Genomic DNA, 23,784 nt, shown 5'->3' with positions numbered 1-23,784 from the left:
AACCTCCTCAACGGTTAAGTTGATATCAATTGATTACAAATTTAGAAGAGCTCAAATAAGCGCGCTTAGATACTCATGAGCCTCAGCCTATGAGGGGCCACTCTAAATCGCCGGTCGCTCTTTTATTTTCGCAATAAGGCTGTTTTATACTGCCATTCCTGTTCGGGTTCAACCGTCCCGACAAAAACCACGTCGTTTTTTTTGGACGACGCCAGCAATACGCCGTCTTGGTAAAGCAACCGATTTGCGGCCTGTGCTCCCAGCCGATCGCCGCTACCGACAATGCCGGTCAGATTGAGCGGGTCGGCTGTGCTGATCGCGATCAATTCGCCAGCTTTCGCTTTCTTGCGGCTATCACGCAACATCGGGATCGCTTGCGGCAACGCGAAGTGTTCGCCGGCCATCCCCTGCACGAAACGGCCGCCGCGAACTTCGCCCCGCGCTTCGAGGCGACGATACACATACAACAATTCACGCCAGGATGGAATGCCTTCTTCGTTATCGAGCACTTTGCGAAACACCACACCGTAGCGGTTCAGCAATACACGTGCGATATGCTCGACCGGTTCGAATGAATCGTCACCGGCTTTCTGTATCGGACGCAACAACGACCAACGCCCGGAGGTCGCAGAGGTATCGTACGCCGGATAACGCCGGCTGCGCCGTTGACGGACTGCAGCGGTTTGAATTAAGATGCGCAAACCTTGAAAAGTATCCGAAGTAATCAATCCAGCCGCGACCAGTTCACCGATCGCTTCATGCACTTGCGCATTCAACAAACCGGTTTCATCGGCCAATTCTTGGAAAAAACTCGCACCCCAGCCTTTCAAAACCGCGTGGACTTTTTGCGCGCCACTCGATAGCTCAACATCGCTGTAATCCGGCAGCGGCGCATAGACGCGCCAATAGGGAATATGCCCCCTGGCAATCAACGCAATCGAGGTAGCCTTACCGGCCGGCCTTGGCGATTTGGCAGGTGCCTTGAATTTCAAACGTAACCAAACAAAACGCCCGGTTCCGCAACACTGATCCAACTGCGATGAAAAATAAGGCTTGAGGCGCTTCGGCAGAATTTCGGTTTCCCAAACCGCGGCCGGCAAACTGCAGCCTTCCAATTGCAGCAAGACTTTTTCCAACGCTGCCTCACCTTCTCGCGGTTCGTCCAGGCCGTGCCAGTGAAATAAAAAACGCATGAAGTCGGCTTGCGCGACCGGCTGTATCTCATTGCGTAATTGTTTGAGTGTGTAGCGGTGAATCCGAGCCAACAGACCGCGCTCGCACCATTCGGACTGCGCGGTGTCGTGACTAAACCGGCCTTGTATTGCAAAGCCTTGCTGTTCCAATGCGGCAAGCGCCTGTTCGATTTGTGACGCGGACAGCTCCAGCGAAGCAGCCAAATTATCTACAGTTACCGGCCCTAAGCCTTCCAGACGGCTACGCATGATGTTTTGCAGAGCGATTTCCGCCGATAACTTGGGATCGGCATCCACGGCTTGAATTAGCGGCTGCGCTGCTATCCCTGGAAACATCAACTGAAATTCATACAAACGTTCGGCCGCAACACGGATTCGACTTCCTTGCGGCAGCACCAACTCTGTCGCACGGCGGGCTTGACATAGTTGTTCAAACAAAGGTTGTTGAGCCGTAGAGCATTCTCCGGCGCCGATAAAACTGAGTACGACCATTGCATCGTGCAATTCATCGGCGGTATTGGCTTCTGGCCAGGCTTCAAGCTGGACGCGCGCGATCGCGGCCGGATCGAGCCTGCCGATTTCAGCGGCTTCTTCGGGGTTAGCAAAGCGGCGTTGTTGAATCGCCAAGGTCCTTCTTTCCTCGGCCGGCGCGTCGTCCAAAAAGGCGTAAGGCCGAGCGTTAAGAATTTCCTGCGCCATAGGCGACGGCGAGCTCAAATCCCTCGCTACAATCTTGATCCGCCCGCTTTCTATACCATCCAACAGGGCTTCGAGCCCGTCGATATCCATCAATTCGTGCAGACAATCCCACAAGGCCTGATTGACCAAAGGTTGATCCGGTATTTCGCGGTCTCCGGCGATGTTTTCGAAACAGGCCAATTGATCCGGAAAAATCACCGCAATCAAGTCCTCGGCATTGTTGCGCTGAAATTGTGCAGGCACTCTTTTGCCTGCTCGGTTGCGCGGTACCGCGAGTGCGGTATTGGTTACCCAGCGCCATCGCGTCGGAAACATCGGTGCGGCCAGCAAGGCCTGTATCAATACGTTTTTTACGGTCGAAGTTTTCAAATAGCCGGCCGGCTCGTTCAACGGAAAACTGTGCGTCGGCCCAAGCGATAAAACGATATTGTCTTCGCCCGCGGCGGCCTGTAATTCGAAATTGAATTTGCGGCAGAAGCGTTTGCGTAGCGCCAATCCCCAAGCCCGATTGATTCTTGAGCCGAAAGGCGAATGAATCACGAAATGCATGTCTTGCGTTTCGTCGAAGAAACGTTCGAACACGATCGTGTTTAGCGTCGGCAATACCGTCAACGCGGCCTTCGATGCGGCTAAATATTGCGATAGCTGTTCGGCGGCGGCATGCGGCAGCGCCAGGTCGATCAGATAACGGTAGGCGGCACCCTCGCCCTGTTCGAGTAAGCGATCGATATTTTCGGACAAGCCCGAGACGGCCTCGGACAGCTCGTTGCTTCGCCCCGGCGCCTCGCCGAACCAGAACGGAATATTCGGAGGTTGCCCATGCGCGTCTTCGACATGAACCTTGCCCTGCTCGACTTTGAGCAATCGGTAGGAATTGTTGCCGAGCTGAAAAATATCGCCGGGCAGGCTTTCGAACGCGAAATCCTCGTTGAGCGTACCGACGAATAGGCCTTCCGGTTGCAATATAACATCGTAATCGAATAAATCGGGAATCGCGCCGCCATTCAGCAATGCGGTCAAGCGCGCGCCTTTTCGGGGACGCAGCATACCGTGAACGGCATCTCGGTGCAGATAGGCGCTACGCCGGCCGCGCCGGGTATGAAATCCGTCGGCGAGCATTTTGACGACGGCTTTGAATTCCGTCTCGGTCAATTCCCGGTACGGCCAGGCCCTGCGAAAAGCCTGATACAGTTCGGTTTCGCGCCATTCGCGGCAAGCGACTTCGGCGATGATTTGTTGGGCCAGCACGTCCAAGGGATGCTTAGGGATCCGTATCGTATCGAGTAAATCCTGTCCGACCGCGTAGAGCAACGCACTGCATTCGAGCAAATCGTCACGCGACAACGGAAACAATCGGCCTTTCGGTGTAGCCCCCAAACGGTGACCGGAACGGCCGACCCGCTGCAGAAATGCCGAAATCGAATGCGGCGAGCCCAACTGGCAAACCAGATCGACATCGCCGATATCGATACCGAGTTCGAGCGAGGCGGTCGCGACCAGCGCTTTCAACCGGCCTTGTTTGAGACGTTGCTCGGCATTCAGGCGATGCTCTTTCGCGAGACTGCCGTGATGCGAGGTGACCGCTTCTTCACCGAGCCGCTCGGCTAGCGCGGCTGCTACTCGTTCCGCTTGGCGCCGCGTGTTGACGAAAATCAGCGTGGTGCTGTGTTCGGCGATCAATTGTTCGAGACGGTCGTAGATTTCGGTCCACACTTCGCCGGCCATGACCGCTTCGAGCGGCGAGCCGGTTACTTCGATTTGGAGATCGCGGCGGCGGACATGGCCGGTATCGATAATCGTGCAAGGCTCGGCCCGGTTGCCTATTAAATAATGGGCGATACCGTCGAGGGGTTTTTGCGTTGCCGATAAACCGATGCGGACCGGTTCTGTTTCGGTCAACTGCGTCAACCTTTCCAGTGACAGCATGAGATGTGCGCCGCGTTTGTTGCCGGCCAAGGCATGTATCTCGTCGACGATGACGCTACGCACCGATTTCAGCATCTCGCGACCAGATTCCGAAGTCAGCAACAAATATAATGATTCCGGAGTCGTGACCAGGATATGAGGCGGGAAACGTCTCATTGCCGCGCGTTCGGCTTGCGAGGTATCGCCGGTGCGGACCTGGGCGCGGATCACGATATCCGGCAAAGCCGCTTCGAGAAGCGCCATACCGATACCGGTCAACGGTTCTTCCAGATTGTTATGAATGTCGTTCGATAAGGCCTTGAGCGGCGATATATATAAAATTCGCGTTTCATCGGGCAACGGCGCTTCGATACCCTGTTTAACCAATTGATCGATTACGGCCAAAAAAGCGGCCAAGGTTTTACCGGAACCAGTCGGCGCGGCGATTAATGTCGACGCCCCGCTTTGAATCGCCGGCCAAGCACGAACCTGGGCTTCCGACGGCTGTCCGAAACGCTCGATAAACCAGTCGGCCACGACCGGATGAAAGGCAGACAAAGAGTCGGTCACTGATATCGGCTAGGGTTTAGCAAAAATAAACCCGCAAATGTACACTTGCTCATTTGAATTGACCGCATCGATAGATATAGACACTTGGTTTATAGGAATTTGGAAAGTTTTTACTTTAATCTTAGACATGCTAGAGCACGGCAATTCAAATTGTATATCCGATTAATTGCCACATATAACCTTTGCTAGTCGGATTTCGGCGCCGTCGCCCAATCATGCGAGTAACATAACCTGCTTCAAGGATCGTTGTTTCAGGGCATTATTAGTGCCGAGACCCAAGCAAAAAGCAGTCAGCGGAGTTGAAAAACTAGGGCATTTGCCGCATTTTGCGTGAAGTGCCACAACCCCTTCACCCAATCGTTTCTAGTCAATAAATGATCTAGAACAACGCTGTTGTAATCCTTCGCTAAGTGAACTTCCTTTATTTACAATGCCTGTAGATAAATTAACACCATAAAATATTGCACATCGGAAATCGATAGTTAGACTAAACGCTAGACAAACCAATGTTACTTAGCAAAAGCCTTGCCAAAGACTGCGACATATTGTCGCGCGGCAATATGACACATTCAAATAGTACCTTAGTACTAATACAATGACTCCGGCTCTTGAAATACGCTTCTTAACGCCTCAGCTTATTCAAGATACTCCTCAATTATGCGATAGTGTTATCGCATTTTTTCCACTCGGGGATTACCATGAAACGAAACTACCAAATAGACGAACCGATACCATTAAAACACCGACAACTTGTCCAACAAACCGCATTTCATGAAGCCGGTCATGCCGCGGCAATTTACTTGTGCAACCGACAAAAGAATCTACCGCCTGTTTACTTCCAAATAACATTCGGCGGCTTGTGCGCCTCGACACCCGAAACCGATCGTCTAAAAAAGCTACCGCATTCAAATTGGGTTGCTACCGTCGAGGGTGGAAATCTGATTCACAGCCTGCCCCTCTCGGTAATCGAAAGCAGCGGCTATTTTTCCGATCACGAAAGCCACGCCTATCAGCTAGCTTATGAAGCCGACATCATCAACCTCTTGGCCGGCCCACTGGCTGAAGCGAAATATGTCGCGGAACGGGATAATGAAACATTCAATCCTCGCTTAGTCAATGTCGAAGCCCTGAGATATTATGGCGGCACCTCCGATCTCGAAAAAGTTGACGAATATCTGGAAGCTTTAATAGCAACTCAAGATAAACGTTGTAAAAAATTAAACGAGTTGTTCCTGGCCGCGTTCCGCTTTATCGAAGACCCCAGCCATTGGTACGCCATCAACCGCTTGGCTCATCATATTCTCGAAAACGACAATGAAGTCATCGGCTGCGAAGAGATAATCGATGTAATTGACAGCGCCCTATTACCGTCCTTAACCTATGGCCGGTTAAGTGCTAATTTCCGTTGTTAATTGAACCGGCCTAACCATTACCGCTTATGAAACTCGACCCCATTGCTTGCCGAGGCCGCGAAAAAAAACAAAGCCTACGCGGCCTTGGCTTTAATCTCTCCGCGCATCAATACCCTTCAAACAACGAAAACAGTCAATGAAGTGTTGAAGTGGATTCATTACCACCCTCTGCCCGAAACGCCTTTTAGTACCTAAAGATTTGCTATCTCGCTCCATTGTATTTGACTGTAACTTAAGCCTTTGATCCCACGTTTATACATCGATTGCCCGAGCGAACATGCCAACCCCGAAGCCAATACCCGAGCATAAAACGGCAAGGTTTCGCTATAGGTGGGTAAGGCCTCCTCGATGCGGTCAAATACTTGCAATTGCCGGTCGAAATCTTCACGTTGCCTTGCTATTTCGACCATCAACACCGAATTACCGAGACACTCCTCCGATAACTCCAGCGACCAAGTCAGATCGTTTTGTAATTCGCATTGCCCGACATAGAGGCCTGATTGTGCCTCCGGCCATTGCTCCGGCGCGATCAAAGATAAGCGATAGCCGTCCGGCTTACGATAAAGCCAATAACATTGACCAAGCACCGGTTTGAATTTAATGGCGCTACTCAATACGAATAACGAGGTAAATAGCTCATCGGCAATCCGGTTTAAAGGCTTGGCCGGGACATTGAGGCCTCTGGTAACGGTATATAAAGCATCAAGCACAGGAAGCAATCCTTTGCCTTGCGGATTAGGCGATTGACCATGCGAACTCATTGTTAAAAATAACCTTTATGAATAACCTTCGTCGACACGTTGCGCAAGATGCTTCAGGGCATCTGAAATAACGACCGGATAATTTTCTTCGCGCGTCAATAACTTCAATTTGCCGGGCAGCGTATGCAATTGGCCTTGCGTTTCGAGGCGAATACGCTCAAGCGACCGCTGCATTCCGGTAATCTGGCGACCGTTTTGCATGACTGGCTGCAATAACGGTTTACCGTCGCAAACTTCATCGTCTACAGCGATTGTATCGCCGATCATGACTCCGTCAAGATCGAAGTGGCGATACACTTGTTTTCGCCCCGGCCAAGTCGCCTTGCCTTCAGAGCGTTTGCGTCTAGGCACGTCGGCGTATTCCTGCAATTTATACGCACAATCCAGGTAAGGGGCATCCGCCGAGGTATCTAAATACGTGCCAATGCCGTATCCGTCGATCGGCGCTTGCCGCGAACGAAAAGCTTCGAGTTGATATTCGTCGATGCCGCCGCTCGCAAAAATCGTGACTTTTCGCAAACCGCCTTCATCGAGTATTTTTCTGACGTTATGCGCATGCTCGGCAAGATCACCGCTATCTAAGCGCACGCCTTTGATCCTTATCCCGGCCGCTTGTAATTTGGGCGCGAGAGCCACGACTTTTTTCGCGCCGGCCTCGGTATCGTAGGTATCGATCAATAATACGACATTATCGGGATTAGCTTCGGCAAAGCGTAGAAAAGCATCGCTTTCATCGTCGTGTGCCTGCACGAACGAATGCGCCATCGTACCGTAAATAGGTATGCCGAACTGCCGACCGGCGCAAACCGTTGCCGTCCCGCTAAAACCGGCCAAATAACTCGCTCTTGCCGCCAAAACGCCGGCCTCGGCGCCATGCGCGCGCCGAAAACCGAAATCGACTAATAGCTTATCTCCAGCCATCAAAACCGAACGCGCGGCCTTCGATGCAATCAGCGTTTGAAAATGCAACAAGTTGATTACACGGCTCTCTACCAATTGTGCTTCAGGAAATGGCGCTATAACTCTCAAAATCGGTTCATTCGGAAAAAACACGGTGCCTTCCGGCATCGCGTCGACATCCCCGGTAAATGTTGCCTCGGCCAGATAATCCAGAAAATCCGTCTTAAAATATCCGGTAGTGCTAAGCCAATCGATTTCGGCTTGGCTAAACCGCAGATTTTCGAGAAAATCGAGGACTTGCTCCAACCCCGCCGCAACCAGAAAATTTCGACTTTCCGGTAACTTACGCACAAAAAACTCGAATACTGCAGTCTCTGTCATCGCATGCCGATAATAGCCCTGAAGCATCGTCAATTGATAAAGGTCGGTTAATAAAGCATCGCGAGCAATCATGCTAATTCGTCCAATGTAATAAGACGAGCGCCTTTGTCCGCCATCATTCGTTCGGCCTCTAAACCGTCTTGTGGATATACGTTCGCGGCCGCTAGCGCATCTTGTAACAAAAACACCCTATAGCCGAGTTTAAGTGCATCGCGTACCGTCTGCAAAACGCAATAATCGGTCGCAATGCCGCACACAAACAAACGCTGTATCGAAGCGTTATTCAGTCGGCGCTCGAATTCCGGATTTTCAAAGGCCGAATAGCCTTCCGCCTCGGCCGTATCGCCTTTGGACACAATGGGGACAGTCTCCGGGAGAACTAAGCCGGGAGCAAACTCTGCGCCTTTCGAATCGGCAACGCAATGAACTGGCCAAGGACCGTCTTGATCGGCGAATGAACCATGGTGGCTAGGATGCCAGTCGCGTGTCGCAAAAACCGGCAAGTGACTACGCATGAACCGTTCGATATAAGCATTTACGACCGGAACGATTTTATCGCCGTCGGCAACCTCCAACGCTCCGCCCGGCAAAAAATCGTTCTGAATGTCGACCACGAGCAACGCATCGCCTTGCTTGAGTCGTATTGGAAAAAAATCGACTTGACTCATCGCTTACGGACTCGAATGATGATGAACCGATTCCATATGTTTACCGGTAAAGGGTACAAAACTGACCCCCAATACCGTACGCGAATCGAGTTTGCCTTGCGAGTCTTTCTCTATAACCAACAATTCCTGATAGCTAAAGGGAAGACCCACAGGAATCACTAAGCGCGCATTATTGCGTAATTGATCGATCAAAGGTTGAGGGACATGGGGCGCGGCTGCGGTAACGACGATGCCGTCATAGGGGGCGTGTTCCGGCCACCCGAGGTATCCATCGCCGTTACGGACTTCGATATTATGATAATCGTAGGCTACAAGCCTTTCCCTCGCTTTATCGGCCAGGGTTTCGACGATTTCAACCGTATAGACCTGTTTGACCAGCCGGGATAAAATCGCCGCTTGATAGCCGGAGCCCGTACCGATTTCCAACACCGTGTCGCCCGGTTTGGGAGCCAATAAATCGGTCATCAGCGCGACAATGTAAGGCTGCGATATCGTCTGCCCCAAACCGATCGGTACCGGACCGTTGGCATAGGCGTAATGCCGAGACTCCTCGGGCACGAACAAATGCCTCGGGACTTCGCGCATCGCATCGATAACCCGCTCGTCCAAGGCATTCTTACCAATATAATGCCGCGTCAAGCGGACTTCGGCTTCAATATCATCGAGCATCTGCTGAATGTTTTCTTTCAAAACGTGCTCCCCCAATCGTTTCGACCCGGCTAGGATTTTCCATACCATAAAATTTCGGTATCGGTTTATGAAGCTACCAAGATTTGAGCAAACAACCAACTTTTCGAGTGGCTAATTTCAACAGTTCTAGCAGCCTGGCCTAAACACTATCCGACACGGCCCTTTTTTGTGTGCTCCTTAATGGATGTGTACTTCTCGAGACTTTACGTTATCACTTCTTCGCAAAACATAACGATCTGATTTTTTATCCAACCTCGTTCCATCGTCATCTAATTGAACCAACGCTTCATCATTTTCTATAAAATACCGCCGTATATTTCCAGTACCTTTACGTGGCGTTAATACAACGGTTTGACTATCCTCATTCCAGCTATATTTCCCTTTTTCGTAATATTCTCTTGTGGACTCCCTTGCCGGCTGAGTTACCATCAAATAATTATTTTTTTGTTTTAAAGACAACGTGACCTTGATGCCATTGCAATCATTGCACGGTAGGTAGCCGTAAAATACTCCGCGAAAGACTTGACTTTCATCGACTTGGTTTTCGTGGAACGCACGATCGTTATCCTTTTGCAAATGTTTTACCCGGGCTTTCGCAAGGTTTTCTCGAGCTTCAAAATCTGTCGCCGCAATTACCGGCATCGCGGTAACCAGGCATCCGATTAGTAAAACGAAGCTACGGGGTTTTAATTGTTTTTTTACTATTCGCATGGCAAATTTCCGAAAAAAGAGTTGTGTCTAGGAAAAAAGATCAATGGGGACAACCGTTTTCAATTTTAAACCGGGTATTTATGATACTGCACCGGAAGCATATCGGAATTTCCGTCCAGATTACAAAGCGACTGGTTTAAAGGTCGACGTAGAGGAAGGTTTCCTTGTAGAGTTTAGCAAGCGAATCGCCGGAATCAAGCCTCCGGGGTTATATTGAAACCACTAATCCCCGCAACGTTTCATTCTTGTAAACATTAATCGAAAAGGTTTTGTAATATTACTGACGCTAATGAATAGAGGGCTCGGACCGACCCATTCTTGCCGGTCGCGTTTCTCCGTAGCTGCCAGTCAGCCAAATCCAGATTCTGCGAACTTGATGACCAGAAAGCAGTCATTGGTGACCATACTCAACGTCGAATTGTTGTCGTACGGCACTTCCATAAAGCCGCCATCTGAGCAACCGCTAAACTTCGAGACCTGTCGAACGACTCATAAGGGCGGCCACAGAATTCGGAAAAAATAGTACGCTAAGCTTTTATGGTAAGAGTTGTAATGGCACTCAATGCGCGAAGTGGATAAGACCATGTGTTAGCGCCTAGTCCGTCCAAACATATATTGATATGTTATGCCGAAAAGGGGGAATCGGCATCGCTCGAGTGTACGTATTCTTTAGAAAAATGCATACGGTTAGATTAATAATTGAGTCATCGTGATTTCTCACAGAATAATTTTCCGCTTGCATAATTTGTTTATCACTATAAGATAGTAATTAATTACTATCTTATATGAGGGCAACCGTGACTACTCCTGTAAAACACCTTCCTGCCGATGAACGACGAGCCGTAACAGTCGAGGCGGTGGTTGAATTGGCGGGTTCGCACAACCCCAGCGAAATCACAACTGCGGCTATCGCTAAACATATGAACTTGACCCAGGGCGCGTTGTTTCGCCATTTTCCGACTAAGGATGCTATTTGGCAGGCAGTCATGGAGTGGGTGGCGGAACGCCTCCTGGCTCGGATTGATTGTGCCGCGCAAGGTATTGAATCGCCTCTAGCCGCGATGCAGGCGATATTCATGAGCCACGTCGAGTTCGTGGCCGAACATCCTGGGGTTCCCCGAATGATGTTTGGTGAATTGCAACGTGCCAAGCAGACGGCGCCCAAGCGCATAGTACAAACCCTGATTCTGCGTTATGGAGAACGCCTGCACCGACTGATCGAGGCGGGCAAGGCTTGCGGCGAGCTGTCCATCGAACTCGATACCGAAGCCGCGGCCACCTTATTCATCGGCACGATCCAAGGCCTGGTCATGCAATCGCTGCTGGCCGGCAATGTGGAGCGTATCCGCGACGATGCGCCACGCGTCTTTGCCATTTATCAGCGTGGCATTCGGAGTGCGCAATGAATCGCATGCCTCTACAAAAACGAACCTTGGCGCTTCTGGCCGTTATTGTGCCGTTGCTTGTGCTTTTCGTCTACGTCGCCTTACGGTCCGGTCCGCTGGCACCGGTAACCGTGACGGTCGCGGAGGTAAAGTCAAAGTCAATTGCCCCAGCGCTATTCGGTATCGGCACGGTCGAGGCGCGCTACACCTACAAAATTGGTCCCACGGTTGCCGGTCGCTTGCAACGTCTGGAGGTGCATGTGGGCGATCGAGTGAAGGGCGGTCAAGTGTTAGGCGAGATGGATCCGGTCGATCTCGATGATCGCGTCCGCTCACAGGAATCGGCATACAAGCGTGCCGAAGCGGCATTGCGCGAAGCGGAGGCACGGCAAGCGTATGCGAAGGCCCAATTGCATCGATATGAACAATTGTTTGCGGTACGCTCGACCAGCGAAGAAATAGTCGCCACCAAGCGACAAGAACTGCAGATTGCGGATGCTGTACTTACGGTTGCCCGTGAAGATGTCGCTCGTGCCCGGTCAGACCGGGAGGCGTTGGTTACGCAGGGGGACAACCTGCGTTTGATCGCGCCGGCTGACGGCTTGGTCAGTTCCCGCGATGTCGATCCCGGCACAACTGTCGTTGCTGGACAAGTTGTGGTGGAAGTGATCGATCCCGAAAGTTTATGGCTGAACGTACGCTTCGACCAGATCAGTGCAGCAGGGCTTGCCGCTGGACTGCCTGCCCGCATTGTGTTGCGTTCGCGCAATGGCCATGTGCTGGCCGGCCGCTTACTGCGGGTGGAACCCAAGGCTGACGCCGTGACCGAAGAAATGCTTGCCAAGGTGAGTTTCGATCTGCCCCCCGATCCATTGCCGCCGCTGGGTGAACTGGCCGAAGTCACGGTCAACTTACCGGCGCTACCAGCCGCCCCGGTGATTCCCAATGCCGCCATTCATCGTGAGAATGGTCAATTAGGCGTCTGGCAAGCGATGGACGGCGACCTGCACTTTACTCCCGTGAAACTAGGCGCTGCTGATCTTGATGGCCAAGTGCAAATTCGCGAAGGACTCAAGGACGGCGACCGGGTAGTGGTTTACAGCGAAAAGGCGCTGACCACACGCAGCCGAATTCATGTAGTTGAACACATTCCCGGCGCAGCGCGATGATCAGTTTGGCGGGCCGCGATATTCTCCATTCTTGGGGTAAGTTCGTGTTCACCGGCGTCGGTCTGGGACTGTTGATCGGCGTGACGCTGAGCATGGCCGGCATCTATCGGGGCATGGTCGACGACGCACAGGTGATGCTGGACAACACAGGCGCGGATCTGTGGGTAGTGCAGCAGGACACTCAGGGGCCTTATGCCGAATCGTCCAGTCTGTACGACGATCTGTATCGCAGTCTGCTGAATATGCCGGGCGTAGAATACGCGGCCAATGTCACCTATCTGATTATGCAGGTAGGCCACGGCGAGCAGGATGTTAGCGCCATGGTCGTTGGCGTCACGGCCGGCAAGCCGGGTACGCCAGGACAGCCCCGGTATCTCGTCGCTGGGCGACATATCACCCGTAGTCACTATGAAGCCATTGCCGATATTTCCAGCGGATTTCAGCTCGGTGAGCGTATCCGAATCCGCCGCAATTTTTACACGGTCGTCGGATTGTCTAAACGCACGGTATCTTATAACGGTGACCCGATGGTCTTCATTCCACTCAAAGACGCACAAGAAGCGCAATTTCTGAAAGACAACGATGCTCTGGTTCAGCAGCGCCGCCGCAATGCCGAGAACCCGGACTTCAATCGTCCAGGCATTCCCGATCTACTCGCTGTGGTGAACGCATCGCAAAGTACCAACACCTATGTGAATGCGGTGCTTGTTAAGCTCAAACCCGGCGCTCTCCCTCAGAATGCAGCCGAAACGATTCGCCGCTGGACGCGCCTGCAGGTTTATACCCGTATCCAAATGGAATCGATTCTGGTAGACAAGGTAATTGCTAAATCGGCCAGACAGATCGCTTTATTTCTGGTGATTCTGAGCATCGTCAGCGCGGCCATTGTTGCTTTCATCATCTATACCTTGACCTTGGGAAAAATTCGGGAAATTGCAGTACTTAAACTGATCGGCACCAGGAACCGCACCATCGCCGGCATGATCATGCAGCAGTCTCTAGCGCTTGGCGTTATCGGTTTTGTGGTGGGGAAAATCACCGCTACCTTCTGGGTGCCGATCTTTCCTAAGTACGTATTATTAATGCCGCTAGACTCCGTCGCAGGTTTTTTCGCTGTCCTGGTAATCTGCGCATTGTCCAGCGTCGTCGCTATTCGTATGGCGCTCAAGGTCGATCCGGCCGAAGCCATAGGAGGCTAGGGTGAGCGGCAAAGGCATTCACATTGAAGGCTTAAAGAAACGCTACGGCGAGGGCGATACCGCTGTCCATGCTTTGAGGGGCGTGGACATGCAGGTTGCCCCGGGTGAGGTGGTAGGGCTTATCGGGCCGTCCGGTTCCGGCAAGAGCACCCTGCTCAAGTGTCTGGGGGCGGTGATCGATCCGACTGCCGGCCGCATGGTTCTCGGTGATGAGGAGATCTTTGACAACGACTGGAAAGTACATGACTTACAAGCCTTGCGGCGCGACAAGATCGGCTTTGTATTCCAGGCGCCCTACCTGATTCCTTTTCTCGATGTGACCGACAACGTTGCACTGCTGCCGATGTTGGCAGGTATACCCAATAGTAAAGCGCGTGCGAAAGCACTGGAGCTTCTCACTGCGCTGGATATACAACACCGCGCTCGTGCCATGCCGTCGCAGCTTTCCGGCGGCGAACAGCAGCGCGTGGCCATCGCCCGCGGGCTAGTCAATCGCCCGCCTGTGATTCTTGCCGACGAGCCAACCGCACCGCTCGACAGTGAACGGGCCATGGCCGTTATCCGTATCCTCAACGACATGGCACGCCAGTTCGAGACCGCCATCATCGTTGTCACCCACGATGAAAAAATTATTCCTACCTTCAAACGCATCTACCATATTCGCGATGGCGTGGCTCATGAGGAAGTCGGCGAAGGACGAGGATTTGAGTAAACAATTAAATTCAAGGCGCTTTATGACATACCAAAACTGCCCTAAAAATCTTTTTACTGCCATTGCAGCCAGCGTATTTATAGCCGGCATCTTCTCGCATGCTTGGGCTGATGGGGATACCGAAGCTAAGCCGTTAGAACTGCGCCGAATCATGCAAGAAATCGGTAGGAACATGCAGACCATCACTGACGCTATTTCTCGTGAAGATTGGGCTTTGGTCGCCAAAATTGCGCCACAGATCGCCGAGCATCCGGAGCCGCCTATTATCGAGAAGATGCGTATCCTGACGTTCATTGGCACCGATATGGGGACGTTCGAAAGTCATGATGAAATAACGCATCAAGCTGCGCGGGCGCTGGAACAAGTTGCCGCTAAGAACGATGGACAAGGCGTGATCACAGCCTTTGCGAATCTGCAAAGCAGTTGTCTGGCTTGCCATCAGAGTTTCCGTCAATCGTTCGTGGAACATTTTTATGGACAACGTTGAAGACATACACCATCACGGCACTGATCGCTCGAAGACCGATCACATGACGGTTCGGACCTATACAGTCATCATTTTTGCCGGCTTGCTGTCTAGTTGTACCGTAGGGCCCGATTTCAAAGCACCGGCCGCCCCCGATACGCCAGCCTACACCGCAACCCCTTTATCGACTCAAACGGCATCCGCGGCCACGGCTTTTGGGGGGGCGCAACACTTTAGGATCGGCGCCAACGTGAACGCACAGTGGTGGCGTGATCTGGGATCGTCCAAACTCGACGCGCTGATAGAACAGGCTTTTCTGGCCAGTCCAACGCTGGCTTCCGCACGAGCCACGTTACGTCAGGCGCAGGAAATCCATGCGGCGCAGGAGGGGGCGATGATGTATCCTCAAGTCGATGCCGGTTTCAGTGCTCAACGACAACGCTTTAATCCCATCGTATTGGGACAAGATGACAACGCGCGGGAATTCAGTTTGTTTAACGCTGGTGTTAACGTCAATTACCAACTCGATCTTGCCGGTGGTAACCGCCGCGCCTTAGAGGCCTTAGCCGCTCAAACCGAGTATCGCCGTCACGAATTGGAAGGTGCGCAGCTAACCTTGGCGGGCAATATCGTTACCGCCGCGATTACCCAAGCCAGGCTTGCGGCACAAATACAATCTACGGAGGCTATTCTAAGCGCTCAAGATGAACAATTGCGCATCACCCAAGAACGCGTGCGTCTTGGCCAGGGCGCACCGGATGAGGTATTGGCACTGCAAACCCAAGTGGAACAGACTCGCGCCGGACTTCCTGTGTTGCGTAAACAGAGTCAGCAGAATGAACATCTGTTGGCTGCACTCACCGGCCGTGCCCCGGGAGATAAGCGATTACCAACTTTCACGCTGGAAGAATTCACCTTACCGTCCGATTTACCATTAATCGTACCTTCCGAATTGGTGCGTCGCCGACCCGATATCCTGGGCGCAGAAGCACTGTTACACGCTGCCAACGCGGAATACGGCAGCGCAATCGCCAAGCTGTATCCGCAACTTAATCTCAGCGCCGATCTCGCTACGCAGACCTTGGTTGCAGGCGCATTGTTCGGCCCCGGTTCGGCAATATGGAACGTCCTTGGACAACTAACCCAGCCGCTCTTTAATCCCGCACTGCCCGCCGAAAAACGAGCGGCATTGGCCGCGTTCGATGCCGCGGCCGCCAATTACCAAAGCGTCGTGCTCGAATCCCTACGCAATGTGGCCGATGTACTGCGCGCCCTGGAGAACGATGCTCAGGCATTGGCGGCACTGGCCACCGCCGATGCTGCGGCACAGGGCTCTTTGCAATCCGTGCAGAGACAATATGCACTGGGTGCGGCCAGCTACGTTCAGCAACTGATCGCACAACAAGCGGCGCAACAGACCAGAATGAATTTGATCGCGGCTCAGGCGCAGCGCCTCGTCGATAGTGCGGCGCTGTACCAAGCCATGGGCGGAGGTTCCAGTTAAGGCTATACCTTATCGTGATGTCAGGCTGTGCGCTTCTTTGGCGTCTGGGTAAAGTAACTCTGAGCGTCTGTTTGGTAAAACATACTTTATATACCATTAATCAGTACTGAATTTCCTCTGCAACTAACCCTTGTCGGAAAAAAATTATTGACAAAATATACGACCGGTCGTATATTTGTACCCACTATGAACAGCAAACTCTCCAAACGCACAAAATTACTAGATCAGGGTGTTTATCTGCTGATGAACCAGGGCTATCATGCAACCGGTATTAACGAAATTGTAAATGCCGTACAGGTGCCCAAGGGTTCATTTTATAGCTACTTTGATAGCAAAGAAGAGTTTGCGGCTCAAGCCATTACCCATTACATCGAACCCTTTATACAGCTATTAACGAAGCACCTACAACACTCACAGGTTGACCCGCTCACTGCTTTAAAAAACTACTATGCAGAGCTAATTGTTGCAGTGGAAAAGAATGGATACAAAGGTGGATGTTTACTGGGTAATTTGATGGGTGAAATCGGCGATACCAGTGAACGGTGCAATCAGGCGTTAAAGTCTGCTGTTCAACGCTACAAAGTGCTGCAATATAAGGCATTACTGCAAGCACAAGAAGAAGGCACGGTACGTACTGATCGGAGCGCCGAAATTATGGCTAACTTATTGGTAAATAACTGGCAAGGTGCGTTGTTACGGATGAAAATTGAACAATCCGTGCAACCTTTGCAAGAGTTTTGCGATACCTTACTGAATGATTATTTTGTTGCCAAGTCCAATTGAGATTAGGAGCAAGGTAAGTCGACACAACCGCCGGTTGTTTAGGTCTTTTTTTACCTAACAGCAAGACGACCGGTCAACTATTGACTATGGGGATTTGATATGAGCGAAGAAAAAACCTTAATGGATTTTGTTAAACAAGCAAAATCACAAATACACGAAATAGAGGTATTAAATGTTAAATCTCTATTGGATGAAGGCTATCAGGTACTGGATGTGCGCGAACCCGCCGAATTTATGTCAGGTACTATTGAGGGCGCATTAAATATTCCGCGCGGCATACTAGAAGCGGCGGCAGACCGCCAATACGCTGGTCGTCGTGAAGAATTAATGGATCGCGATAAAAAATGGCTACTACTTTGTGCCAGTTCGGGGCGCTCTGCCATGGCGGCGGCTGTGATGCAACAAATGGGCTTTAAAAATATCAGGAATATTAATGGCGGTATTACAGCCTGGAAAGCGGCCGAATTAGCCGTGAAAATGCCACCACAAACTTAAGCGTCACGCATTTAACAAGACTGTTTAACGAACAAACTTTCAAACGATATGGCCATGATGGCTTATATCGTTTATTAAAACAACCAATCTCAGACGACTGGTCATATGACAGCATAGGAGACAATATGCCTAAATATATTATTGAACGAGAAATCCCTAATGCAGGCCAATTAAACGCCGCAGAACTGCAACAAATTTCACAAAAGTCCTGCTGTATTCTGAACGACATGGGGCCGCAAATTCAGTGGGTGGAAAGTTATGTGACAGACGACAAAATCTATTGCATTTACATTGCCCCCGATAAACAAAGCATTAAAACCCATGCGGAGCGTGGTGAGTTTCCAGCCAATTCGATTGCCGAAGTAAAAACCATGATTAACCCAACAACAGCTGAAAATAACAGAGGCTAAGCATCATGAAAATACAATGGGATAAACAAACATGCTCTCATTCCGGCAACTGTGTCAAATCTCTGCCCGAGGTATTTAAAGTGGTAGACGGACAATTCATGATTGAACTAGACAAAGCGACTGACGCTGAAGTCGTTAAAGTTATCAATCAATGTCCTTCCGGTGCGTTCAACCGCGTCGACTGACTAAAAAACGGGGCTTCTTGCACATGGCGCAAAATATTCATTATTGATGCGCCTAACACGTTGCCCCTTCACTGAATAAACAATTGAAGGAGTCATTATGACTAGCTCGACAAAACGCATTATCGTCGTTGGCGGTGGGATTGGCGGCACAATGACCGCCAATAATTTAGTCGCTAAATTTTATCCGGAAATCCTAAAAGGCGAAATTGAGATCATGATGCTCTCAAATTCCCCTAACCATATTTACAAGCCGGCCAATATGTATGTGGCTTTCAATGCCTATCATCCGCATGAACTGGTGCGTAAACAACGTTCGTTATTACGCCCGGAAATTATTTTTCATGTCGATGGCGTTGAAAGTTTCGAATTTGAGCAAAATCGTGTCCTCTGTGAAAGCGGCAAGCGCTACGATTATGAGTATCTGGTTATTTCTACCGGCTGTATTCCAGCACCGGAACGTATTGAAGGGTTGAAAGAGGCAGGCGATCATTTTTATCAGACTAAAGCGGCACAACAACTCGCTCATAAATTACGCACCATCGAAGAGGGCCGTATATTTATCACTGTCAATTTTCCCAAGACCCCGAACGTACCTCATCAATGCGGCATTGCCCCTATCGAAACCACGTTAATGCTTGATGAATATTTGCGTAAACGCGGCGTACGGGACCGGGTAGAGATTATTTACAGCTATCCCACCGTCTCTCAATTATTGCGTAATTGCTTATTTTTACAGAAACCCACCTGCGATGTATTGCCTACCATTTTCGATAGTAAAAATATTAAATATCAACGCGGCTTTACTTTAGATAAGGTTGATCCCGAAGCAAAAATTGCTTATTCGGAAGAAGGTAAATCTCAAGAATTCGATATTTTAATGGCTACGCCGCCTATTCGCGCGGTAGATGCCGTCATTAATTCGGGCAAGTCACAAGCACAAAATAATGAAGGTTGGTTACCTACCGACTTTGAAACCTTGAAAATGTACGGTACCGATAATGTTTATGTGATGGGGGATACCGTTGATTTGCCAGTGAGTAAAGCCGGCGGCACTTGCCATAACCAATCACCTGTTGTCGTGGAGAATATCGCTTCGGAAATTCGTCGCGGTTACACCTCGGCTATCTATGACGGCAAAGTACAGGCCATCGCTCAAATGGGATTGGAAGCCGGCATGCCGCTGTGGTACGACTATAAACATGATGTACAGGTCGCCCCACCTACCAAGCTCGGGGGCTTAATGCGTAAAACGTTTAATCGCGGCATTTATTGGGCTGTTGCGCGTGGAATAGTTTGATTACAGAGGAATTACTTATGTCTGAAGAAATACAAAACGTAGAAAAACTTATGTCGGATACGGTTCTTAATGACCCGGCAACCATTGATGGCATTAAGAATTTAATCGATAAAGCAACCCCCTTAGTACAAGCCGGACGCTTCAATAACATCATCGATTTATTGTCAATCATATCGGACAATATCGAATTTCTTGATGAAGCGGCACTGGAAAAAACCACTAAAGTAGGCGAAGAAATTTTAGCCTTGGGCTGGACAGCCGGTAATGCCGTGCGTATGGCGCATGCTCAAACGGAAGCATTAGAAAAGCCACCCGGTTTGTTTCAACTAATCAGCGCCCTAAACGACCCGGATGTCCGCCGTTCATTACATTTTTTTATCGGGACCATGCGTATTATTGGCAGGCAGATGAAAAATGATTAATCATTCAATTTTAGGTGGCTTGCTTACTTAAATAGCTGGCAACTATTATCAAAGTTATGCAGATTAAATTTCCCTGTGCACCCCAAGATGTTACGCTGTTGGGTAGATATTTATCCCCCCTTAATAATAAATTATTAACTCAACATCCACTCTATTTTAAAAATATTATGAAAATAACGTACACTTTAAAAAAGTCACTTATTATTTTAACTTTACTTTATCCAATGCTGGCGCAAGCTGAAATTTTAGCGTTAGTTAATTATCAAAGTAAACCCGATCAAACCCCAAAGAGGGAAGGGTTGGCGATTATTGATCTTGATTTCAACTCTGAGAACTTTGGAAAAATTGTAACGGATATTCCATTGCCCACTGACTTAGTGGCGCATCATATTTTTTATAATAAAGATGTAACTAAGGCCTATGTCGCTTCCTTAGGCAGTAACCCCTTGCAAGTAATCGATATGACAAAACAACCTTATGAGCTTAAGACCATTTCTGTTCCTGAGTGTCAGGTTGCGGAAGACTTGGTCTTTTCAGGCGATAAAAAAAGATGGTATGTCACCTGTATGGGTTCTAGCAATGTCATTATGGGTGATGCTCAAACAGATAAGCAGATTAAAGTCATTGCCGCAGCCAAAACGGCGACAAGCAAAAAATTTATTAGCCATCCGCACGGTATTGGAATAAACGATGAAATTAATCGAATTGTCATTGCTAACACGGTGCACCCGACTGATTTCAGCGATGCAGATGAAACAGTAACGATCATTACAGCCCGCAGTGGCAAAATACTCTCTACACATAAAATGTCGGAAAAAGCATCACCTTCAGGTTCAGCCCCTGTTGAGGCGGTATTTTTACCTAAATCAAATCCAGTACGGCTTTATATCAATACCATGTTTGGCAATACCTTGTGGACAGGCGTTTGGAATAGCATGAGTCAAAACTTTAGCTTTTCACAAGTTTTTGATTTTAACCCTTTAAAACAAGGAGTCCCTTTAGAAATTTACTTTAACCATAAGCTTGACAAAATGTATATTACGACAGCAAGCCCAGGTTATTTAAATATTTTCAATATTAAAAATCCAGCTAAACCGATACTTGAAAAATCGATTGCAACTGCGGAGGGCTCGCATCATGTTGTCTTTTCTCCTGATGAACGATATGCCTTTGTGCAAAATAACCTTTTAAATTTACCAAATATGAGCGATGGTTCTATTACGGTAGTTGATTTGCAAAAATCAACCGTAAAAATGACGATCGATACATTTAAAAATCAAGGCCTAAATCCAAACAGTATTGTCATGATGCCGAAATGGTATCATGACAACGCCCATTAGAAACGGTCGAAAAAGCTCAAGGGCGCGCGACCAACTTGATTCAAGGTTTTACAAAACTGAAAGTAATTATCCCCCCGCGCAAAGTCGGGGGATTTTCTCATTATTGGTTAAGTTAGCAGTGCACAAATACCGCATTGCCAAGCGCGCGTTGGTACATACCTCTCACCACAACTTCACCGATTAATTGTTACAAGCCAACGTGGATATTCGCAACATTCAGGAGTTTTTGGGTCATAGCGATTTGAAAACCACGCTGATCTGTATTCATCCCATACTCAGTAGGACGATCAAAGAAGCTAAACGCCCGTTAGATTTTTAAGCTAAACAAAATCGTTGGCGGAAATGAGCCAACTTGCAATAAGTGCTGCGTGACTGCTTTGGCGCCTAGAGGCGGTCTAGCATTTGATCTTTGTATTTAAATGAGGCAGCAAGAAATAGCGACATAGAACCCCACTATATGTCATATGCCCGCCTAATTTCCTGACTGCTTCCATACATATTTTTTTAGAAGCGCTTAGTTTTTCCAAAGATATCTAAAACATTGGTCATCCCTCTGCCTAAGCGTAATGTGGAATCATATTCTTGACGGCAGAACCTTGTACAAGCTTTACATAGCTCATACAGGTGTATCCATGTTTTCTAAAAAATTACGACTTTATTATCTAGCACAAGCCATTCTTGCTCATTCTCCGCTATTTATTCTACCGTTACCGACTTAGCCAGATTTCTAGGCTGATCAACATCGGTCCCTTTTAGGACCGCGACATGATAGGACAGCAATTGCAACGGGATGGTATAGATGATCGGCGATATTTCGTTTTCAACCGGCGGCATTTTAATAATTTGAACGTTAACATCGTTTTCGGCCGCCAGTGTTTCGTCCATAAACACGATCAATTGACCGCCTCGGGCGCTGACTTCCTGTATGTTCGACTTGAGTTTTTCAAGCAGGCTATTGTTCGGCGCGACAGTGATGACCGGCATTTCGGCATCGATCAAGGCCAACGGTCCGTGTTTCAATTCGCCCGCCGGATAAGCTTCGGCGTGAATATAGGAAATCTCCTTAAGCTTCAATGCACCTTCCATCGCGATCGGATAATGCGTCCCGCGACCTAAAAATAAAGCATGCTGTTTTTCAGCGAACTGCTCGGACAATTGTTTGATCTTGTCGTCCAATTGCAGAACCGCTTCTATTTTTCCGGGCAGACTGAAAAGCTCCGAAGAAATTTTGTTTTCCAACTCTTTAGTCAGTCCGAAGCGCCTCCCTATCGCAATGACTAAAAGCAACAAGGTCGCCAATTGCGTCGTGAAGGCTTTCGTCGATGCGACACCGATTTCCGGGCCTGCACGAGTCATCATCACTAAGTCGGATTCTCTGACTAGCGAACTTTCCGGAACATTACAGATCGCGAGGGAATATTTTGCACCGAGCTTTTTGGCTTCTTGCAATGCGGCCAAAGTATCGGCGGTTTCGCCGGATTGCGAAATGGTCACGACCAAGGTACCGCGGGGGACGATCGGTTTACGGTAGCGATATTCGCTGGCCACCTCGATATTACAAGGCACCTTGGCTAATTTCTCGAACCAATAGCGGGCAACCAAACCGGCATGATAGCTAGTCCCGCAAGCGAGTATCTGTATCGATTCAATCTGATCGAATACCTCGCCGGCATTATGGCCGAACGCGCTTTCTTGAAGGCGATTATCGATAAAGCGTCCTTCGAGCGTCTCGGAAATCGCCCAAGGTTGGTCGTAGATTTCCTTGAGCATGTAATGGCGATAGAGGCCTTTTTCGACCGAATCAGCCTTGAGCTGGCTTTCTTTGATCGGCCGATCGACTAGGCTGCCATCCTTGTCGTAAATGACGACTTTATCGATCGTAATTTCAGCAACATCGCCGTCCTCGAGAAACATGAAACGTTGCGTGACCGGCAGCAGAGCGGCGACGTCGGAGGCGATAAAATATTCGCCGATGCCGACTCCAATCACGAGCGGGCTACCTTTTCTACAGGCGATCAAGGTATTCGGGTGATCCTTTGCAACGACGCCTAACGCATAAGCGCCTTCGAGCTTTTTGATCGATTCCTTAACCGCGCCGAGCAGATTATCAGTGTTTTCCAGTGCGCCATATATTTCGTTGACGATCACTTCGGTATCGGTTTCGGAGGTAAATTCATAACCGACTGCTTTCTGATTATTTCTTAAATGCTCATGATTTTCGATGATGCCGTTATGCACGACAGCAACCTTGTCGCGGCATACATGTGGATGAGCATTCGCGGTACTCGGTTTACCATGCGTCGCCCAACGCGTATGAGCGATACCGATATTACCTTGTATCGCATCCTGATCGATCAAGGCTTCTAAGCCTCTAACTTTGCCGACCTCGCGCTTGCGATACAACTGACCATCTTCGACAATGGCCAATCCGGCCGAATCGTAACCGCGATATTCAAGGCGCTTGAGGCCTTCGATCAATATCGGCACTACGTTACGTTGCGCAATTGCGCCGACGATTCCGCACATA

Annotated in this window: 21 protein-coding genes; 14 read left to right on the top strand and 7 right to left on the bottom strand. The window is 49.6% G+C overall.

Annotated elements, in window-relative coordinates:
• Window positions 1-122: 122 nt before the first annotated feature.
• Window positions 123-4,367 (bottom strand): DEAD/DEAH box helicase, encoded by a 4,245-nt coding sequence (locus tag ACINK7_RS02205; RefSeq protein ID WP_404359603.1) that lies wholly within the window; start codon window positions 4,365-4,367, stop codon window positions 123-125.
• A 698-nt stretch (window positions 4,368-5,065) separates the two neighbouring features.
• On the opposite strand from ACINK7_RS02205, the gene ACINK7_RS02200 reads away from it, so the two are divergent.
• Window positions 5,066-5,779, top strand: coding sequence for a hypothetical protein (locus tag ACINK7_RS02200; RefSeq protein WP_404359602.1), 714 nt, complete (start codon window positions 5,066-5,068; stop codon window positions 5,777-5,779).
• Between the two features lie 191 nt (window positions 5,780-5,970).
• Here the strand turns inward: ACINK7_RS02200 and ACINK7_RS02195 are convergent, their stop codons facing one another.
• The 5 genes from ACINK7_RS02195 to ACINK7_RS02175 form a co-directional block, all read right to left on the bottom strand.
• Window positions 5,971-6,540, bottom strand: a complete 570-nt coding sequence (locus ACINK7_RS02195; RefSeq protein ID WP_404359600.1) for a DUF2452 domain-containing protein — start codon at window positions 6,538-6,540, stop codon at window positions 5,971-5,973.
• 15 nt (window positions 6,541-6,555) lie between these two features.
• Window positions 6,556-7,893 carry a nicotinate phosphoribosyltransferase gene (locus tag ACINK7_RS02190; RefSeq protein WP_404359599.1) on the bottom strand — a complete coding sequence of 446 codons (1,338 nt, stop codon included), beginning with the start codon at window positions 7,891-7,893 and terminating at the stop codon, window positions 6,556-6,558.
• Window positions 7,890-8,489 carry an isochorismatase family protein gene (locus ACINK7_RS02185; RefSeq protein WP_404359598.1) on the bottom strand — a complete coding sequence of 200 codons (600 nt, stop codon included), beginning with the start codon at window positions 8,487-8,489 and terminating at the stop codon, window positions 7,890-7,892. Before ACINK7_RS02185 ends, ACINK7_RS02190 begins: the two co-directional genes overlap by 4 nt.
• Window positions 8,490-8,492: 3 nt before the next feature.
• Window positions 8,493-9,179 (bottom strand): protein-L-isoaspartate(D-aspartate) O-methyltransferase, encoded by a 687-nt coding sequence (locus ACINK7_RS02180; RefSeq protein ID WP_404359597.1) that lies wholly within the window; start codon window positions 9,177-9,179, stop codon window positions 8,493-8,495.
• A gap of 177 nt (window positions 9,180-9,356) precedes the next feature.
• Window positions 9,357-9,890, bottom strand: a complete 534-nt coding sequence (locus ACINK7_RS02175) for a copper resistance protein NlpE (protein WP_404359596.1) — start codon at window positions 9,888-9,890, stop codon at window positions 9,357-9,359.
• 797 nt (window positions 9,891-10,687) lie between these two features.
• Between ACINK7_RS02175 and ACINK7_RS02170 the strand changes: the two genes are divergently transcribed.
• The 13 genes from ACINK7_RS02170 to ACINK7_RS02110 all read left to right on the top strand — a co-directional run bounded on the left by ACINK7_RS02170 (window position 10,688) and on the right by ACINK7_RS02110 (window position 21,257).
• Complete coding sequence (locus ACINK7_RS02170) at window positions 10,688-11,296, top strand: TetR/AcrR family transcriptional regulator (RefSeq protein ID WP_404359595.1); 609 nt, start codon at window positions 10,688-10,690, stop codon at window positions 11,294-11,296.
• Window positions 11,293-12,444, top strand: a complete 1,152-nt coding sequence (locus ACINK7_RS02165) for an efflux RND transporter periplasmic adaptor subunit (RefSeq protein ID WP_404359594.1) — start codon at window positions 11,293-11,295, stop codon at window positions 12,442-12,444. Before ACINK7_RS02170 ends, ACINK7_RS02165 begins: the two co-directional genes overlap by 4 nt.
• The gene (locus tag ACINK7_RS02160; RefSeq protein WP_404359593.1) at window positions 12,441-13,643 is read left to right on the top strand and encodes an ABC transporter permease; all 1,203 of its coding nucleotides are present in this window, start codon (window positions 12,441-12,443) and stop codon (window positions 13,641-13,643) included. The genes ACINK7_RS02165 and ACINK7_RS02160 overlap by 4 nt, the downstream gene beginning before the upstream one ends.
• A gap of 1 nt (window position 13,644) precedes the next feature.
• Window positions 13,645-14,355, top strand: a complete 711-nt coding sequence (locus ACINK7_RS02155) for an ABC transporter ATP-binding protein (RefSeq protein ID WP_404359592.1) — start codon at window positions 13,645-13,647, stop codon at window positions 14,353-14,355.
• The gene (locus ACINK7_RS02150) at window positions 14,348-14,842 is read left to right on the top strand and encodes a cytochrome c (protein WP_404359591.1); all 495 of its coding nucleotides are present in this window, start codon (window positions 14,348-14,350) and stop codon (window positions 14,840-14,842) included. The genes ACINK7_RS02155 and ACINK7_RS02150 overlap by 8 nt, the downstream gene beginning before the upstream one ends.
• Entirely contained in the window at window positions 14,829-16,325 is a 1,497-nt protein-coding gene (locus tag ACINK7_RS02145; protein WP_404359590.1) for an efflux transporter outer membrane subunit, read from the top strand. The genes ACINK7_RS02150 and ACINK7_RS02145 overlap by 14 nt, the downstream gene beginning before the upstream one ends.
• Before the next feature lie 186 nt (window positions 16,326-16,511).
• The gene (locus tag ACINK7_RS02140; protein WP_404359589.1) at window positions 16,512-17,108 is read left to right on the top strand and encodes a TetR family transcriptional regulator C-terminal domain-containing protein; all 597 of its coding nucleotides are present in this window, start codon (window positions 16,512-16,514) and stop codon (window positions 17,106-17,108) included.
• A gap of 99 nt (window positions 17,109-17,207) precedes the next feature.
• Window positions 17,208-17,603, top strand: a complete 396-nt coding sequence (locus tag ACINK7_RS02135) for a rhodanese-like domain-containing protein (protein ID WP_404359588.1) — start codon at window positions 17,208-17,210, stop codon at window positions 17,601-17,603.
• A 125-nt stretch (window positions 17,604-17,728) separates the two neighbouring features.
• Entirely contained in the window at window positions 17,729-18,013 is a 285-nt protein-coding gene (locus ACINK7_RS02130) for a DUF4242 domain-containing protein (protein ID WP_341328749.1), read from the top strand.
• Window positions 18,014-18,018: 5 nt separating this feature from the next.
• On the top strand, window positions 18,019-18,198 hold the full coding sequence (locus tag ACINK7_RS02125; RefSeq protein WP_404359587.1) for a (4Fe-4S)-binding protein: 180 nt from the start codon (window positions 18,019-18,021) through the stop codon (window positions 18,196-18,198).
• A gap of 97 nt (window positions 18,199-18,295) precedes the next feature.
• Window positions 18,296-19,495, top strand: a complete 1,200-nt coding sequence (locus ACINK7_RS02120) for an FAD/NAD(P)-binding oxidoreductase (protein ID WP_404359586.1) — start codon at window positions 18,296-18,298, stop codon at window positions 19,493-19,495.
• Between the two features lie 17 nt (window positions 19,496-19,512).
• The gene (locus ACINK7_RS02115; RefSeq protein ID WP_404359585.1) at window positions 19,513-19,917 is read left to right on the top strand and encodes a DUF1641 domain-containing protein; all 405 of its coding nucleotides are present in this window, start codon (window positions 19,513-19,515) and stop codon (window positions 19,915-19,917) included.
• Between the two features lie 167 nt (window positions 19,918-20,084).
• Window positions 20,085-21,257, top strand: a complete 1,173-nt coding sequence (locus ACINK7_RS02110; RefSeq protein WP_404361402.1) for a YncE family protein — start codon at window positions 20,085-20,087, stop codon at window positions 21,255-21,257.
• A gap of 696 nt (window positions 21,258-21,953) precedes the next feature.
• On the opposite strand, the gene glmS is transcribed toward ACINK7_RS02110, so the two are convergent.
• Window positions 21,954-23,783, bottom strand: coding sequence for a glutamine--fructose-6-phosphate transaminase (isomerizing) (gene glmS, locus ACINK7_RS02105; RefSeq protein WP_404359584.1), 1,830 nt, complete (start codon window positions 23,781-23,783; stop codon window positions 21,954-21,956).
• Between the last annotated feature and the right edge of the window lies 1 nt (window position 23,784).

This window comes from Methylotuvimicrobium sp. KM1, assembly GCF_044788715.1.
GTDB lineage: Bacteria > Pseudomonadota > Gammaproteobacteria > Methylococcales > Methylomonadaceae > Methylotuvimicrobium.
Note: the sequence above shows the minus strand (reverse complement) of the source record. Positions and strands in the feature narration are given on the sequence as shown.